Origin of the sequence: Angelakisella massiliensis, assembly GCF_900104675.1 — a bacterium.
In the GTDB taxonomy this organism is placed as follows: Bacteria; Bacillota; Clostridia; order Oscillospirales; family Ruminococcaceae; genus Angelakisella; species Angelakisella massiliensis.
This window is the reverse complement of sequence record NZ_LT629945.1, coordinates 85,828-103,276: the sequence shown is the minus strand read 5'-3', so window position 1 is coordinate 103,276 and position 17,449 is coordinate 85,828. Positions and strand designations below refer to the sequence as shown.

Annotated in this window: 14 protein-coding genes; 8 read left to right on the top strand and 6 right to left on the bottom strand. The window is 51.4% G+C overall.

What is annotated here, in order from left to right:
- The first annotated feature begins 241 nt into the window (after positions 1 to 241).
- The 6 genes from rpsL to BQ5383_RS20640 all read left to right on the top strand — a co-directional run bounded on the left by rpsL (position 242) and on the right by BQ5383_RS20640 (position 6,342).
- Positions 242 to 670 (top strand): 30S ribosomal protein S12, encoded by a 429-nt coding sequence (rpsL, locus tag BQ5383_RS05685; protein ID WP_071430194.1) that lies wholly within the window; start codon positions 242 to 244, stop codon positions 668 to 670.
- A gap of 130 nt (positions 671 to 800) precedes the next feature.
- Positions 801 to 1,271 carry a 30S ribosomal protein S7 gene (gene rpsG, locus BQ5383_RS05680; RefSeq protein WP_071430192.1) on the top strand — a complete coding sequence of 157 codons (471 nt, stop codon included), beginning with the start codon at positions 801 to 803 and terminating at the stop codon, positions 1,269 to 1,271.
- Between the two features lie 88 nt (positions 1,272 to 1,359).
- The gene (fusA, locus tag BQ5383_RS05675) at positions 1,360 to 3,483 is read left to right on the top strand and encodes an elongation factor G (RefSeq protein WP_076944451.1); all 2,124 of its coding nucleotides are present in this window, start codon (positions 1,360 to 1,362) and stop codon (positions 3,481 to 3,483) included.
- Positions 3,484 to 3,589: 106 nt separating this feature from the next.
- Positions 3,590 to 4,792: an elongation factor Tu gene (tuf, locus tag BQ5383_RS05670; RefSeq protein ID WP_071430188.1), complete on the top strand. Its 1,203-nt coding sequence runs from the start codon at positions 3,590 to 3,592 to the stop codon at positions 4,790 to 4,792.
- 459 nt (positions 4,793 to 5,251) lie between these two features.
- Positions 5,252 to 6,118, top strand: coding sequence for an NAD(P)-dependent oxidoreductase (locus BQ5383_RS05665; protein WP_071430186.1), 867 nt, complete (start codon positions 5,252 to 5,254; stop codon positions 6,116 to 6,118).
- A 26-nt stretch (positions 6,119 to 6,144) separates the two neighbouring features.
- Positions 6,145 to 6,342, top strand: a complete 198-nt coding sequence (locus BQ5383_RS20640) for a hypothetical protein (protein ID WP_139193364.1) — start codon at positions 6,145 to 6,147, stop codon at positions 6,340 to 6,342.
- Between the two features lie 117 nt (positions 6,343 to 6,459).
- On the opposite strand, the gene BQ5383_RS05660 is transcribed toward BQ5383_RS20640, so the two are convergent.
- The 5 genes from BQ5383_RS05660 to rny all read right to left on the bottom strand — a co-directional run bounded on the left by BQ5383_RS05660 (position 6,460) and on the right by rny (position 10,671).
- Positions 6,460 to 7,215 (bottom strand): DUF4097 family beta strand repeat-containing protein, encoded by a 756-nt coding sequence (locus BQ5383_RS05660; protein ID WP_071430184.1) that lies wholly within the window; start codon positions 7,213 to 7,215, stop codon positions 6,460 to 6,462.
- Positions 7,212 to 7,865, bottom strand: coding sequence for a DUF1700 domain-containing protein (locus BQ5383_RS05655; RefSeq protein ID WP_071430182.1), 654 nt, complete (start codon positions 7,863 to 7,865; stop codon positions 7,212 to 7,214). The genes BQ5383_RS05660 and BQ5383_RS05655 overlap by 4 nt, the downstream gene beginning before the upstream one ends.
- Entirely contained in the window at positions 7,858 to 8,199 is a 342-nt protein-coding gene (locus BQ5383_RS05650) for a PadR family transcriptional regulator (RefSeq protein WP_071430180.1), read from the bottom strand. Before BQ5383_RS05650 ends, BQ5383_RS05655 begins: the two co-directional genes overlap by 8 nt.
- A gap of 741 nt (positions 8,200 to 8,940) precedes the next feature.
- A complete protein-coding gene (locus BQ5383_RS21760) occupies positions 8,941 to 9,072 on the bottom strand; it encodes a hypothetical protein (RefSeq protein WP_268874629.1) in 132 nt (43 codons plus the stop codon).
- A 39-nt stretch (positions 9,073 to 9,111) separates the two neighbouring features.
- On the bottom strand, positions 9,112 to 10,671 hold the full coding sequence (gene rny / locus BQ5383_RS05645) for a ribonuclease Y (RefSeq protein WP_071430178.1): 1,560 nt from the start codon (positions 10,669 to 10,671) through the stop codon (positions 9,112 to 9,114).
- A gap of 798 nt (positions 10,672 to 11,469) precedes the next feature.
- Here rny and thrS point away from each other — a divergent pair.
- A complete protein-coding gene (gene thrS / locus BQ5383_RS05640) occupies positions 11,470 to 13,374 on the top strand; it encodes a threonine--tRNA ligase (RefSeq protein ID WP_071430176.1) in 1,905 nt (634 codons plus the stop codon).
- Positions 13,375 to 13,630: 256 nt separating this feature from the next.
- Here thrS and BQ5383_RS05635 read toward each other — a convergent pair whose 3' ends face one another.
- Positions 13,631 to 14,626, bottom strand: a complete 996-nt coding sequence (locus BQ5383_RS05635) for a LysR family transcriptional regulator (protein ID WP_071430174.1) — start codon at positions 14,624 to 14,626, stop codon at positions 13,631 to 13,633.
- Positions 14,627 to 14,787: 161 nt separating this feature from the next.
- Here BQ5383_RS05635 and BQ5383_RS05630 point away from each other — a divergent pair, with 161 nt between their 5' ends.
- Positions 14,788 to 17,073: a hydratase gene (locus tag BQ5383_RS05630; protein WP_071430172.1), complete on the top strand. Its 2,286-nt coding sequence runs from the start codon at positions 14,788 to 14,790 to the stop codon at positions 17,071 to 17,073.
- Positions 17,074 to 17,449 lie beyond the last annotated feature (376 nt).

Sequence of the window (17,449 nt, the reverse complement as noted above, 5' to 3'; positions counted from 1 at the left end):
CTCATTCGACCCGGTGAATCTGTGCAGAGTGGACAGAAAAAAACCAGAAAAATCGCGGTAATATCCAAATTTCGTTCTTGACAAGTTGGAGAGGCATTTGATACAATTGTATCTTGGTGAGACCTCAAAAGCTTGTGGTGAAAACGGGGGTCCTTTCCAACAAGAGACCCCCGTTTTTCATAGATCATCAAGGCGCCGTCACAACGGCGGAGCCGAAATTTTTCAGGAGGAGGTGCAATAAATGCCAACCTTTAACCAGCTTGTCCGCAAAGGCAGAGAGTCCCTGGAGAAGAAATCTACCGCTCCTGCGCTGCTTCGTGGATGGAACTCCAAGAAGCGTACCGCTATCGAGCAGAATTCTCCCCAAAAGAGAGGTGTTTGTACTGCAATCAGAACATCCACCCCTAAGAAGCCTAACTCCGCGCTTCGTAAAGTTGCCAGAGTCCGGCTGTCCAATGGCCTGGAAGTAACTTCTTACATTCCCGGTATCGGACACAATCTGCAGGAGCACAGCGTTGTGCTTATTCGCGGCGGCCGTGTCAAGGACCTGCCCGGTGTGCGTTATCACATCATTCGTGGTACTCTGGATGCCCAGGGTGTTGCCAAGAGAATGCAGGCCAGATCCAAGTACGGTGCAAAACGGCCTAAGAAGGCTGGTGCCGCAAAGTAAGAAACCCCTTGATTTGAAAAAATCTGCCAATTTGGCGGCTTTGTTTATAGACAAGTCTCCGATTGGCCCAACGGGAGTTCTGACTTTCGAGTACCGATGAATTCATCCTATTATGAAGGAGGGAAGCGAAGTGCCAAGAAGAGGTAATATCGCAAAACGTGATGTTTTGCCGGATCCGCTTTACAATTCCAAGCTGGTCACTCGTCTGGTCAACAGCGTGATGCTGGACGGCAAGAAGGGTGTGGCTCAGAAGATCGTGTACGGCGCGTTCGACATTGTCAAGGAAAAGACTGGCAAGGATGCCCTGGAGTGCTTTGAGCAGGCCATGGAGAACATCATGCCCGTTCTGGAAGTAAAGGCTCGCCGCGTGGGCGGCGCCACCTATCAGGTCCCCATGGAAGTCCGTCCCGAGAGACGGCAGACCCTGGGCCTGCGCTGGCTGACCAGCTACTCCAGAGCTCGTTCCGAGAAGACCATGAAGGAGCGTCTGGCTGCTGAGATCCTCGATGCTCTCAACAACCAGGGCGGCGCCTGCAAGAAGCGGGACGACACCCACAAGATGGCAGAGGCCAACAAGGCTTTTGCTCACTACAGATGGTAATCCTGTCTGTAAAATCTTTTTTTCAAACATTTGGATGCAATCCCTGTGCTGTGGCAGAGGGACGGTCAAATCAGGTTAGGAGGGCAATATGCCAAGAGAAGTATCTCTCGAGATGACTCGTAATATCGGCATTATGGCTCACATCGATGCGGGTAAAACCACAACTACAGAACGTATCCTCTACTACACCGGCAAGACCCACAAGATCGGTGAAACTCACGATGGTACCGCACAGATGGACTGGATGGCACAGGAGCAGGAGAGAGGTATCACCATTACCTCCGCTGCTACTACCTGCTATTGGAGCCACACCGAATATCAGAATGATCCCGCGCTGGCGAAGAAAAACCGCCATCGCATCAACATCATTGATACCCCCGGTCACGTGGACTTCACCGTTGAGGTCGAGCGTTCCCTGCGTGTGCTGGACGGCTCCGTTACCGTTCTGTGCGCCAAGGGCGGCGTTGAGCCTCAGTCCGAGACTGTGTGGCGTCAGGCCGACAAGTACAAGGTACCCAGAATGATCTATGTCAACAAGATGGACATTATGGGCGCCGATTTCTACAACGTTCTGGACATGGTCCGCGACCGTCTGAAGTGCAACGCGGTTCCCCTCCAGCTGCCCATCGGCAGTGAGGATACCTTTAAGGGTATCATCGATCTGGTGGAGATGAAGGCTGACGTCTACTATGACGATCTGGGCAAGGACATCCGGGTGGAGGAAATTCCCGAGGACATGAAGGAGCAGGCCGAAGAGTATCGTGCCAAGCTCCTGGAGTCTGTGGCTGAGCTGGATGAAGAGCTGATGATGAAATATCTGGACGGTGAGGAACTCGCCGTAGCGGACATCAAGCGCGTCATCCGTCAGGCGACCCTGGACAACCATATGGTTCCTGTGGTCTGCGGTACCAGCTATAAGAACAAGGGCGTTCAGAAGCTGCTGGATGCCATTGTGGACTATATGCCCTCTCCTGTGGACGTTCCTCACATCAAGGGTATCAATCCCGAGACCGAGGAAGAGGAAGAGAGACCTTCCTCTGATGACGAGCCTTTCGCCGCTCTGGCCTTCAAGATCATGACCGACCCCTATGTGGGTAAGCTGGCCTTCTTCCGCGTATACTCCGGTACCTGCACCGCAGGCTCCACTGTGTACAATGCCAACAAGGACAGCAATGAACGTCTGGGCCGCATCCTGATGATGCACGCCAATAACCGGACCGATATCGAGCAGGTTTATGCCGGCGATATCGCTGCCGCTGTTGGTCTGAAGAACACCACCACCGGTGACACTCTCTGCGACGAGAAGCATCCCATCATCCTGGAGTCTATGGAGTTCCCCGATCCCGTTATCCGGGTCGCCATCGAACCCAAGACCAAGGCTGGTCAGGAAAAGATGGGCATCGGCCTTGCCAAGCTGGCTGAGGAAGATCCCACCTTCAAGACCTACACCGATCAGGAGACCGGCCAGACCATCATCGCCGGTATGGGTGAGCTCCATCTGGAGATCATCGTGGACCGTCTGCTCCGTGAGTTCAAGGTGGAAGCAAACGTGGGCAAGCCCCAGGTTGCTTACAAGGAAACCATCCGCAAGCCTGCCGACGTGGACAACAAGTATGCCAAGCAGTCCGGTGGTAAGGGTCAGTATGGTCATGTCAAGATCAAGATTGAGCCTAACGAATCCGGCAAGGGCTATGAGTTTATCAACGCCATCGTGGGCGGCGCGATCCCCAAGGAGTATATCGGACCTATCGACCAGGGTATCCAGGGCGCGATGCAGTCCGGTGTTTTGGCCGGCTATCCCGTTGTGGATGTCAAGGTCACTCTGTATGATGGTTCTTACCATGAAGTAGACTCCTCTGAAATGGCGTTTAAGATCTGCGCCTCCATGGCCTTCAAGGAAGGTATGCGGAAGGCTGATCCCGTCATCCTGGAGCCTATCATGAAGGTTTCCGTCATCACCCCCGAGGATTATATGGGCGACGTCATCGGCGACCTCAACTCCCGCCGTGGTCAGATCCAGGGCATGGAGTCCCGTCATGGCGCCAACCAGATCAACGCTTTTGTGCCCCTTTCCGAAATGTTCGGTTACGCTACCGACCTGCGTTCCAAGACCCAGGGCCGTGGCCAGTATACCATGGAGCCCAGCCACTATGTGGAGGTTCCCAAGAGCATTGCCGATAAAATTATCAGCGTTCGCACCAAAGGGGAATAAAAGCCTGTATAAGCCCTTGAAATTGGGCGCATAACTTGATACAATACAAGTTGTAACCGTATAGGCGGAAAATTTTTAGAATCCTAGTTAAAGGGAGGAAATTACAATGGCAAAGCAGAAGTTCGAAAGAACCAAACCCCATGTAAACATTGGTACCATTGGTCACGTCGACCACGGCAAGACCACCCTGACCGCTGCTATCACCAAGGTTCTGGCTCTGAAGGGCCAGGCTCAGTTCGAGGCCTATGATATGATCGATAAGGCTCCCGAAGAGAGAGAGCGTGGTATCACCATCAACACCGCTCACGTTGAGTATGAGACCGACAAGCGTCACTATGCTCACGTTGACTGCCCCGGACATGCTGACTATGTTAAGAACATGATCACCGGTGCTGCTCAGATGGACGGCGCTATCCTGGTTGTTTCTTCCGCTGATGGCCCCATGCCTCAGACCCGTGAGCACATCCTGCTGGCTCGTCAGGTTGGCGTGCCCTATATCGTTGTGTTCATGAACAAGGTTGACCAAGTGGACGACGAGGAGCTGCTGGAGCTGGTTGAGATGGAGATCCGTGAGCTGCTGTCCAGCTACGAGTTCCCCGGCGACGACATCCCGATCATCAAGGGTTCCGCTCTGAAGGCTCTGGAGAGCGACAGCAAGGATCCTTCCGCTCCTGAGTATGCTCCCATCCTGGCTCTGATGGATGCTGTTGATGATTATATCCCCACTCCTGAGCGTAAGGCTGACCTGCCCTTCCTGATGCCTGTTGAGGACGTGTTCACCATCACCGGCCGTGGTACTGTTGCCACCGGTAGAGTTGAGCGTGGACAGGTCAAGACCAGCGACGAGGTCGAGATCATCGGTCTGACCGAGGAGAGAAAGAAGACCGTCGTTACCGGCGTTGAGATGTTCCGCAAGACCCTGGATTATGCTGAGGCCGGCGACAACATCGGCGCTCTGCTCCGTGGTATTCAGAGAACCGAGATCGAGCGTGGTCAGGTTCTGTGCAAGCCCGGCAGCATTCACCCCCACACCAAGTTCCGTGGCCAGGTGTATGTTCTGAAGCAGTCTGAGGGCGGCCGTCATACCCCCTTCTTCAACAACTACAGACCTCAGTTCTATTTCAGAACCACCGACGTTACCGGTGTTATCTCCCTGCCTGAGGGCACCGAGATGTGCATGCCCGGCGATAACGTCGAGATGGATGTTGAGCTGATCACCCCCATCGCTATCGAGGAAGGCCTCCGCTTCGCTATCCGTGAGGGCGGCCGTACCGTCGGTTCCGGTGTTGTTACCAAGATCAACTCCTAAATTTTAGTTTCGCCTTAATGAGAGGGCGCGGTCATTTGACCGCGCCCTTTTGTTGTTAAATGAAAGTCTTTGGTTTTGCTGGTGAAGCGTCCTGTAAAACTGCATCTTCAGATATTGAGGAAAGTAAACAGTGACCAGCCAATCGCCGGTAATAAAAAGCTTTCTGGAGAGCAATATGTTTGCGGGCGGAGGGATAAGTGGTGCAAGCAAAGCAAAATTCAGTACACAGAGGGCACATAGCGATAACAGATCTTTTTCAGACCATTTTGAAGATTTTTAAAAATTGTTAGTTCAACCGATGATACCTATTGAGGCAACAACGAGGCGTCTTTTGGAGTGACCATAGGTGAATCTCCTGTCATGGTTGACTTTTCAGCAGCAGATAGGCTATACTCAAAAAGGATTCCGCCGCAACGGTGATTGCGGAACATTTCACTATCAAAAGAGGAGTTGGCCAATATGAAAAAGGTAGCTTGGATAGGTGCCGGCGTAATGGGAGCGCCTATGGCGGGTCATCTGGTGAAAAAGGGATATGCCGTTACTGCTTATGTCCGCCGTGAGGAGAAGAGAAAACAACTGGAAGAGGAATATGGCTTTCATTGCGTAGGAAGTGTCCGGGAAGCGGTACAGGATGCGGACTATATTTTTTCTATGGTAGGTTATCCCAAAGACGTGGAAGAGGTCTTTTTGGGTGAAGAAGGTATTTTTGCTTGTGCAAAAACGGGCGCTCTGGCAGTTGATATGACGACTTCCTCTCCGGCACTGGCGCAGCGCTTATATGAAGAGGGAAAGAAAAAAGGTATTCGGGTAATGGATGCGCCAGTTTCTGGTGGAGACAGCGGTGCCAAAGCAGCCTCTTTGTCCATTATGGTAGGTGGAGACGAAAAGGATCTTGAGGACGTAATGCCGCTCTTCCAGTGCATGGGTAAGAGCATCAACCTGATGGGGCCTGCGGGATGTGGCCAGCATACCAAGGCCTGCAATCAGATTTGTGTGGCAGGAGCCACTGCGGCTTATACGGAAGCGTTGGTTTATGCGGAAAAAGTGGGGCTGGACCCTGAAAAAATGCTGGCAGCCATCAGTGGGGGAGCGGCTGGCAGCTGGCAGATCAACAACATGGCGCCCCGGGTGTTAAAAGGAGATTTGGCACCGGGATTCTTTATCAAGCACTTCATCAAAGATATGAAAATTGTAGATGAAGAAAGCAGAAGCCGTGGTGTCCAGCTGGAAATGCTGGAGGCTGTGCTCCGTCTTTACGAAGGCATGGCCCAAAAAGGCTATGAGAATGATGGCAGTCAGGCCCTGATTAAATATTATCAGGAATGATCTGAGCCCTTTCAGGAAGTTTTTCTTTGGGAAAAGTACAGAGGAGAATCTTCTGGGAAGAGCTTTCTATTACATACAGAGCGGCTATAGCGGCCAAGCTGAGAATGATTTTGTTCATACAAAAAAGAGACGGCAGAGTTTTTGGCCGTCTCTTTTTTGCTGTAAAAATATCAGTATTGCATGGAGGCCGCTGTTGGGCGGCAAAAGTGGGGATAGAGCGCTAAACGCTGTACAATTTAGAACTATGCCGGGGACCAAACTTTTTAAAAACGGTAAAATGAAGCGTTATGGATTGAGGAACATTGTGTTCCACCTGTTCAAAGATCTTTTATAATGCAGCTTTACTTTGCCCAGTCAATAAAGACTTCGCCCATAGAGCAGGAAATTTCAGCTTTTCTTGGAGCGTCTGGGTTCCAACGCTCTTCCTGGTCGAATCCCGCCCAAGTTCGGGAACCAATGGATACACTGCCCATGTTGTTTTCCAGAGAAAACGCCACATCTTCCTCGCGGCCTGCCAACGTCATGTTTACAGACCCCATTTCCACCTCCAAAGACAGATTGGGACAATCCAGGGTTTCTATTGTCATCTCTCCAATACCAACCTCCAGTTCTGCTTTTTGGGCAGCCAATGGAGCAGAGGTAAGAGAACCAACCCCCAGTTCCACATTCAATTCCTCTGCCACGAAATCTCTGGGAAGAGTAATGGTGATTTCCGGCGCCTGATCCACCGGCCATTGATGGGATCTTAACTCGCCGGAATGGATTACCCACCGGCTGCCATGGAGTTCAGAGGAAAAGTTGGATGCAGGATGCTTTGCTTCAATGGAAAAATCATCTCCATTTTTAATGGTGATGGCCGCTTCCGTTCCTTCGATTTCCAGTGAACGTACCCCTTCATAAAGGGCGAAAAAGTCTGGATTTTTTTCCTGGAACGAAGAGGAGTAAGAAAGATGGGGAAAGATGCGTATATTCAGCGGCATTTTGATGGAAAGGCTGCTGAGGGGGGCGCCCAATACCAACCCCAATACTGTCAGCAGAATTCCCAGGATTACCAACCCTCCGGCCAGAGCTAAAGCAGTACGGTAAAATTTCTTCATGACTGTGCGCCCCCTTTCCGGAAAGGCAGACGGCAAAGATTGCCGATCCAGCGAACAACGGTGGGGATGCAGGTGACGATCAGCCAGACTGCAGCGACGATCCCCAGGATACTAAACCCTATCAGCAGCAGTCCCACTCCCATACACAGCAGTGCCGCAGCAGGAGAAGCCAGAAGTGAGCCAAGGCCGGCAAAGGCCAACAGCAGTCCGGCAGCCAAAACCACAAGAGCAGTTACGGCAAAAGCGGCCATCAGGCCAATGCAGCCGATGAACAGACCGAAGACAACACCAAATGCCCCTAAAATAATGGTCAACACAATCAATCCCAAAGGCAGCAGCAGGGGAGAAAGCAAAAGGCACACCAGCACAATGGCCCATACAGGCATTTTCCGCTTTTTCGCTTCCTCAACAGCAGGGGAAGGAGTGTGGTAGTGAATAGAGGCCCATTGAGGATTGTTGTCGGCATAATCCTGCAAAATACCTTGAGCGACTGCTTCGGGAGAACCCAGTTCCTCAATGATTTCCCGTTCCCGTTCCGGCCCGGCTTCATCAAAATATTCCTGATAATATTTTACTGCGTTTTCCCGTTCTTCCTCCGGCAGACTGCAAAGAGCAATCCTGAGGCGGGACAAAAACTCTTTTTTATTCATGGATAGGCTCCTCCTTTTGTGCGCTGCCATCATCGAAAAGAATTTGGTCGATCCGTTCCTTATGTTCCTGCCACTCTTTCAGGTACGAAGATAAACGGGCCTGCCCAATGGGGGTGATGCGGTAATACCGTCGGTTACGCCCTTGAAATTCCAAATCATAGGTTTCCAAACAGTGGTCTTTCTGAAGTCTTCTCAGAACCGGATATAGAGTGGATTCTGAGATTTCCACCACCTGTCGGATATCTTGGGTGATTTTGTAGCCATAGGTTCCTTCCCGGGCAACTACCGCCAAAACGATGGCATCCATTAATCCGGAGCTGATGGGTAGAGCCATAGGCGCCTCCTTTCTGGTGGGACAGCAAAGCTTTATATCATCTTCTGTACAAAAGTGAAGGTACTTTGATAACCCAGGATAAAAGATGACAATAGATATGCTGGAAACAATATTGTTTTTACAGCGATATTATATGATATATAATATTATTTTGTCAATAGCCTTATATAAAGATTTTTGATACAAGCGGAGGTCATCTTCTAAAATATGTAATACTTATAGTATATTTGATGCAAAATACTACAAATTTCAGCTTTTATAAAATTCAATTGCGACAGCCCTAAATCATCACTTGTGTTATCAATCCCAGCAGTAAGGAGGAGAAAAGATACTTCACAGGCAAAGCTGATGAAAAGAAGCATCATTTTGAAACAGTACGGTCCAATGGAAAGGATACAAGGTTGGGTGCACAGCTGCTGAATTGTCCAAAGCAGGTATTAGCAGATTACTATTTGTATATTTTCGACATGATAGTACTTTTTGCAGCTTAAATGGAATCCCATAATACCCAGCAATCTTCGTCTCCAAAACAAAAATTTTTCACTGGTATCAACAAAATCAATGAATTCAAAAGAACCAGTTTCATCAGATGCAGTACCTTCTGTTTTGAGCTTTTGTCTTTGATTGCACATATAAAAAAAGGGACCGCCGAAGCGGTCCCTTCAGACTGTAGAAAAAGCCTGTTTGAAAGAGCAAATAAAATTCAAAATCCCCATAAAAATCAGGACATGCGCCTGATTTTTATACCACGACCCGCGCCCACCGGGGCGCGAAACCGGGGGTATCGCCGCTGGTTTCGTCAGGAACCAAGCGGCGTATCCAGGGGGTATCCCATACCCCCTTGAGCGTGTCGAACTTTTTCGACACGCTCAAGGGACCGCCGAAGCGGTCCCCTTTGGTTGCAGGTTCAGTTTATTTTGCGTATTCAATCGCACGGGTTTCCCGAATGACATTGACCTTGATCTGGCCCGGATATTCCATTTCATCCTCGATCCGCTTGGCAATTTCCCGAGCGGTGATAATCATCTGATCATCACTGATGATGTCGGGTTTGAGCATAATGCGAATCTCACGGCCAGCCTGGATAGCAAAACACTTGTCCACTCCCTCAAAGGAGTTAGCGATGCTTTCCAGCTTTTCCAAACGCTTGATGTAATTTTCCAGATTTTCTCTCCGGGCGCCGGGACGGGCGGCGGAGATAGCATCGGCAGCCTGAACCAGACATGCCACAATGGTCTTGGGCTCCACATCATTGTGATGTGCCTCAATGGCGTGGATAATGTCTGGATTCTCACGGTACTTCCGGGCCAGATCCACACCAATAGCCACATGGGAGCCTTCGATCTCATGGGTGAGAGCCTTGCCGATATCATGGAGAAGGCCGGCACGCTTGGCCTGTGTGGGCTCCAATCCCAGCTCAGAAGCCATAATACCCGCGATCTGAGCCACTTCAATGGAGTGATCCAGTACGTTCTGTCCATAGCTGGTACGATAGCGCATACGTCCCAGCAGCCGCATCAGTTCAGGATGGACACCATGAACTCCGGTTTCAATGACGGCGCGCTCGCCGTCCTGCTTGATTTTCTGTTCCACTTCTCGGGCTGCTTTTTCCACCGCTTCCTCAATACGGGCGGGATGGATACGGCCATCCTGGATCAGCTTCTCCAGGGCGATCCGCGCCACCTCTCTCTTGACCGGGTCATGGCTGGAGAGGGTGATGGCCTCAGGGGTGTCGTCGATGATCAGGTCTACACCTGTCAGGGTTTCCAGGGTACGGATATTGCGTCCTTCACGGCCAATGATCCGGCCTTTCATCTCATCGCTGGGCAGGGGAACTGCCGAAACAGTAACCTCAGCCACATGGTCAGCGGCACAGCGCTGAATAGCCTGGGAAATGATCTCCCGTGCCTTCTGGTCCGCTTCCTCCTTGTAGCGCTGTTCAAACTGTTGGATCTTCAGCGCTTTTTCATGGGTCAGCTCATCGCTGAGGGTGGACAGCAGATAGGCTTTTGCCTGTTCCTCGGAATACCCCGAGATCCGTTCCAGCATTTCCAGTTGGCTGGCCTTTACCTGCTCCGCTTCCTGGAGCCTCTGGTCGGCATCCTTCAGTTTCTGCTGAAGAGCTTCTTCCTTCTTCTCCATGTTTTCCGTCTTGCGGTCCAGATTTTCCTCCCGCTGCTGAAGGCGCCGCTCCTGACGCTGCACCTCGCTGCGCCGTTCCTTGATCTCCTTTTCGGAGTCGTTTTTGATCTTGTAGATCTCATCCTTGGCTTCCAGCAGAGCTTCCTTTTTCTTGGTTTCAGCTGCTCTGATGGCGTCGCTTACCAGACGTTTGGCTTCTTCTTCTGCTGAGCCCAGCTCGGCTTCGGCTACTTTCATTCTATACTTAACGCCGGCAAAGAAGGCCAATACCGCGCCGACGACAAATGAAATCAGTCCGCACACGATCATGCTCAATGTTTGGGTTGTCATAATTCTGTGCCTTTTCCTCCTTTTCTTTTGATTTTTTGACTTGCTGGGGATTATGGAAAGTGTAACAAAAATAGCAGGGAGTATCTGTAAAAAAGTTATACAAATACCCCTATTATTGTATAACTTCTTCTTATGAATGTCAAGGAATTTGTAACACATGATGCAACAACTTCGTCACAAAAACGACAAGTTTTTACTGCGGTAAACACCTGTTTCATATCCAAAAAAACAGCTCTCTGAAAACCGGACACAAGGGGGTGGAGGCAGGTTTTCCGCCTGCCTCAAAACTTATTTGGAGTACGGTTTTTGAAGGCTGCCACAGATGTAAAATGAACTCCTGCACCTGCTTTTGGCTATGGTATCGCCACAAAAAACACAGGGCGTGCGCGCTGGCTGCTTTTAAAGAGCAAACCTGGCAAAAAACAGCGCCAATCCTTTCTTTAGCCCTTGACTTTTGTCTCATGGGGTGCTAAATTAGAAGCAGTTGAAACAAAGAAAATTCGTTGACGGAGACGCCCCTACTGCGTCAAGCATCCTGACAGAGAATCCATGAAACTGCTGAGATCGTGGGTGGATGTTGCAGGACAGGGTACCACTCCTGAGAGCGGTGCAGGCAGAAGGCTGAACACCGCCGCTGGGACAGCGTTATCATCCCTAATGAGAGGCGGAGCCAAAGGAGCTCTGTCATTCAGGTGGAACCGTGGGTCAAGATACCCGCCCTGTGCTGTGCAGGGCGGCTTTTTTTGTTTCTCCCTCCCTGCAGCTGGATTCAAAATAGAACTTGGAGGTATCAAAACAATGGTCAATGTAACACTGAAGGACGGCGTGGTTAAATCCTTTGATCATCCGGTCACTGCCGCCGATGTGGCCAAGGAACTGGGAATGGGTCTGTATAAGGCCGCCTGCGCCGCCCGGATTGACGGTGAGCTCAAGGATCTGCGGACAGTGCTGGATCATGATTGCCAGCTGGAAATTCTTACTTTTGATGACAAGGACGGTCAGTGGGCCTTCAATCACTCCGCTTCCCATATTCTGGCCCAAGCGGTGATGCATCTGTTCCCCAATGCCAAGTTTGCCATTGGCCCTGCCATTGACAACGGCTTTTATTATGACTTCGATGTGGAGCCTGCCTTTACCCCTGAGGATCTGGAGAAGATCGAGAAGGAAATGGCGGCCATTGTCAAACAGGCTCTGCCCATTGAGCGCTTTGAGCTGGATCCCCAGGAGGCTTTGGAGCTGATGAAGGATCAGCCCTACAAGGTGGAACTGATTGAGGAGCACGCCGGTAAGGGCGAGAAAATCAGCTTTTACAAGCAGGGGGACTTTACCGATCTGTGCGCTGGTCCTCACCTGATGACCACCGCCCCGGTCAAGGCGGTCAAGCTCACCTCTTCCACCGGCGCTTACTGGAGAGGCAGCGAGAAGAACAAGATGCTCTGCCGTATTTATGGTACAGCATTCCCCAAGAAGAGCCAGCTGGAGGAATACCTGGAGCGGCTGGAGGAAGCCAAACGCCGGGATCACCGGAAACTGGGCAAGGAACTGGGTCTGTTCACACTGATGGATGAGGGCCCTGGTTTCCCCTTCTTCCTGCCCAAGGGCATGGTGCTGCGCAATACCCTGATCGACTATTGGCGCCAGGTACACAAGCGCTATGGATATGTGGAGATTTCCACTCCCATGATGCTCAACCGCTCTTTGTGGGAGCGTTCCGGACACTGGGATCATTATAAGGAAAATATGTACACCACCGTCATTGACGATGTGGACTTTGCCATCAAACCCATGAACTGTCCCGGCGGTATGCTGGTGTACAAGAGTGAGCCCCATTCCTACCGTGATCTGCCGCTCCGTGTGGGCGAGCTGGGTCTGGTTCATCGTCATGAGCTGTCCGGCGCCCTCCACGGTCTGTTCCGTGTCCGCTGCTTTACTCAGGATGATGCCCATATCTTCATGACCTGGGAGCAGATGAAGGATGAGATCAAGAATGTGGTCCGCCTGTTTGACGAGGTTTACTCTGTGTTTGGTCTGACCTATCAGATCGAGGTTTCCACCATGCCCGAGGATCATATGGGCGATGTGAAGGATTGGGACTTTGCTACTGAGACCCTGAAGGCTGCTGTAACAGAGATGGGTAAGGATTATATCATCAATGAGGGAGACGGCGCTTTCTATGGTCCCAAGCTGGACTTCCATCTGGCGGACTCTCTGGGACGTACCTGGCAGTGCGGCACCATCCAGCTGGATATGCAGCTGCCTGAGCGCTTTGAGCTGGAGTATACCGGCGCGGACAATGAGAAGCACCGTCCTGTGATGATCCATCGCGTGGTGCTGGGATCCATTGAGCGGTTCATCGGCGTTATCACCGAGCACTTTGCTGGTGCTTTCCCCATGTGGCTGGCCCCCGTGCAGGTGGAAGTGATTCCTGTTTCTGAGAAATACAATGATTATGCCGCTAAAGTGGCTGCCGCACTGGATGAGGCTGGTCTGCGGGTGGAGAAGGATTTCCGTCCTGAGAAGATCGGCTACAAGATTCGTCAGGCACAGCTGCAAAAGATCCCCTATATGCTCATTGTGGGTGAGAAGGAGGAAGCAGAGGGAACTGTTTCTGTCCGCTCCCGGAAGGATGGAGACAAGGGCGCTGTGGCTCTCAGCGATTTTATTGCAGCTGCGGAGCAGGAAGTCCTTACCAGAGCTCTGTAAAAGAAAGCAAACCATTCAAATAAAAGAGAGGCCCCGCTGTGATTTACGGCGGGGCCTCTCTTTGCTTAAAAGTTTGTATAAGCAGGGAGATGCTGCTGAAAGGCTGTAACGGGAACGCCTCGCTTTGGGCGTTACTCACTTCCGCTATGGGGATGTGGCTTATACAACCAAAGATACGGTGTGATTCAAGTTCATGCTTTTCAGATTTGAGAGGAATGGATGACAAAGGGTTTTTACGCTCTTGGTTTGATTTCCGTTAAGAACTTGATTGGGGAAAAAGGTTTTCTTCCATTTCCTCATGATCATGATTCTGCTGGGATTTGTCGGCAAACATCCCGCAGATCATTTCAATGAGACTTTGAGCGGCCCGTGACAGGTAACCGCTTTTCAGTACTCCGATACCCAGGGTCCAGTAGGGATGATAAAGGGGATCGATGCAATAATATTCGCCAGGATAATGCCCTGGAAAAATATCCAGATACTGCCGGGGAGTAAAGGTGACCCCCATTCCCTGGGCGGCTAGACGTCTGGCTGTTTCAAAGCTTTTGGTGGAGAGGACGATGGGCGGGTTTATCTGTGCTCTGCCCAGAATCATATCGGAAATTTTTCGGATGCGCTGTCCCCGGGTGACCATAACAAAAGGCTCCTGGGCGAAGCGGAGCAGGTCGATCCTGGGAAATTCCTCCCCCGGATACTGAACGGCATCCCGGCAAAGGGGATGGCCCGGCGGAACGGTGAGAACAAAAGGATCCTGATGCAGCGGGCGAAACTCCACATTGTCCGCCGGTACATTTTCCGGAGGTGGGGAGAGGTGGGACAGGGCAAAATCCAGCCGTCCGGAGCCTAGATCCCGTTCCAGCTGTGTGGAGGTCTCCTCCAGCACATAAACTTCGATGTTGGGATAAAGGCGATGGAAAGCGGGGAGGATGGAAGGAAGAAAGTAGGTAGACATATAGGTGGTGATGCCGATGGTGACCCTGCCCTTTTTCAGGTTGTTGATGTCACTGACTTCCAGCTCAAAGTCGTTGTAGATACGCAGGATCTGCCCGGCGATCTGGCAGTATCGTTCTCCGGCGTAAGTGAGAGTCAAACCGCTGCTGGTGCGGGTGAACAGACGGGTGCCCAAGGTGTTTTCGATCCGCTGGATGCACTGGCTCAGAGAGGGCTGGGTGATGAACAGCTTTTGGGCGGCTTTGGAAATGCTCCGTTCCTCTGCCACAGCGCGGATATACAGCAGTTCTTTGTCAGTCATTCATCCTTGCTCCTATTGATAAAATTTATAGGGGGTATTTGAAATTAAATATTTGCCTATGAACTACCGATATTATATAATGTAATCAGAAAAAAGACAAGCACGGCTGAGATGCTGTGAAAAACAAACAGCCTGACAGAACAGCGAAAGGAAGATGCAGAATGGTTAAGTTGTATGACACCGGTGTTTATCTGGTGGATGGATGTCAGATTATCCCTGACGACAACAATGCCCAGGCGGCCCTCAAGCAGGCCAAGGGTACAGTCCCCAGCAAGGAGGAGGCTCGCCGCGGTACAATGGCCGCCGGCATCATCGCTGCTCATAACAGCGGTACAGAGGAGAACCTGCGGATCAAGTTTGACTCCCTGACCTCCCATGATATTACTTATGTAGGTATTATTCAGACTGCCCGCGCCAGTGGTATGACAGAGTTCCCCATTCCCTATGTCCTGACCAACTGCCACAACAGTCTGTGCGCTGTAGGCGGCACCATCAATGAGGACGACCACATGTTTGCCCTGTCCGCTGCCAAGAAATACGGCGGCATCTATGTTCCCACCAATATGGCGGTCATCCACTCCTACAACCGTGAGATGATGTCCGGCTGCGGCCGCATGATCCTGGGCTCCGACAGCCACACCCGCTACGGCGCTCTGGGCACCATGGCTGTGGGCGAAGGCGGCGGTGAGCTGGCCAAGCAGCTGCTCAAGCGCACCTATGATATGCCCCGTCCCGGTGTGATCGCCATCTACCTGGAAGGCGCTCCCGCTGCAGGCGTAGGTCCTCAGGACGTGGCGCTGTCCATCATTGGCAAGGTTTACGCCAATGGTTATGTCAAGAACAAGGTGATGGAGTTTGTGGGCCCCGGCGTCAAGAACCTGCCTGTAGAGTTCCGCAACGGCATCGATGTTATGACCACCGAGACCACCTGCTGGTCCTCCATCTGGGTCACCGATGAGAAAGTGAAGGATTACTTCACCATCCATGGCCGTCCCGAGGCTTATAAAGAGCTCAATCCCTCTGATGTGGCTTACTATGACGGCTGCGTGTATGTGGATCTTTCCAAGGTGGAGTGCACCATCGCTATGCCCATGCATCCCAGCTACACCTACACCATCCGTGAGCTGAAAGAGAATGCCAAGGACATCCTGAAGATGGTGGAGGATCGGGCCAACAGCCAGATCGCCAAAACCGCTCATATGGACCTGATGAGCAAGCTCCATGCTGACGGTGAAATCTATGTGGACCAGGGCATTGTGGCCGGCTGCTCCGGCGGTACCTTTGACAATGTCTGCGCGGTAGCCGATATCCTGGACGGCAAGTCCTGCGGCAACGGCACCTTTAAGATGAGCGTTTATCCCGGCTCCATGCCCGCCTATCTGGAGCTGATCAAGAATGGCTCCATTGCCAAGATCGCCGGCGCCGGCGCCATCATCCGCGAGTGCTTCTGCGGTCCCTGCTTCGGTGCAGGCGACACTCCTGCCAACGGTGAGTTCTCCATCCGCCATACCACCCGCAACTTCCCCAACCGGGAAGGCTCCAAGCCCGGCGAGGGCCAGATGTCCGGCGTAGCGCTGATGGATGCCCGTTCCATCGCCGCCACCGCCATCAACGGAGGCCGCCTGACCGCAGCCACCGATCTGGATGTGAATTACACCAATCCCAAGTACTACTTTGACAAGAGCGTCTATGACAAGAGAGTGTATGACGGCTTTGGCAAGGCGCAGCCCGACGCAGAGCTGAAGTTTGGCCCCAACATCAAAGACTGGCCGGAGATTCCCGCTCTCACCGAGGATCTGCTGGTGAAGGTGGTCAGCTACATCACCGACCCTGTTACCACTACTGACGAGCTGATCCCCTCCGGTGAGACCTCTTCTTACCGCTCCAATCCTCTCCGTCTGGCGGAGTTTGCCCTGAGCCGGAAAGATCCTGCTTATGTGGGCAAGGCCAAAGCTGTCCATGAGCTGGAGCTGATCCGGGAATCCGGTTCCTGCCCCGCTAAGGAAACCGAGCTGACTGCGGTATACGACAAGATCAAGACCATCCCCGGTTTTGCTGATGTTCATCCCCGTCAGATCGGCATTGGCAGCACCATCTTTGCCAACAAGCCCGGTGACGGTTCCGCCCGTGAGCAGGCTGCCTCCTGCCAGAGAGTGTTGGGCGCCTGGGCCAACCTGGCCAAGGAGTATGCCACCAAGCGGTATCGCTCCAACCTGATCAACTGGGGCATGATCCCCTTCCTGGTGGAGGATCCTGAAGCCTTCCAGCTGGATGATTACATTTTCTTCCCCGGTATCCGCAAGGCCATTGTGGAAAAGAGCGATGCGATCAAGGGCTATGTCATTGGTAATGAGGTTCGGGAGATCACCGTTTCTCTGGGTACTCTGACCGATGATGAACGTCAGATCATCCTGGACGGCTGCCTGATCAACTACTATCGTGGCTGATCAATAAAGAAAAATCGCCTCCAAGTATTACAAATATTTTGTTTTTTGGGAGACCGTATTCATTTATGGAATGCGGTCTCCTTTATCCGTTTACAGGGTAAAAGCAACAGTAAAACACAGCACTAAAAACAAAAAGTATCAACAAAATGTTGATTTTTAATAAATAATATGCGATAATACAAGAGCCAAAACAGAATTGTACAAGTGCTCAAGAGCAAAATTCATCGGAAAGACAAAAAAATATTTCGTCATATAAGACGAAGATGAAGCGATTTTTTTATGCTAATTGTACACACAAAAACAATTCATCTTCCCCCAGCTTTTTTTAAGATGGTTTGATATAGTTCATTTTGCATATTGCGTATACCTTTTTCGT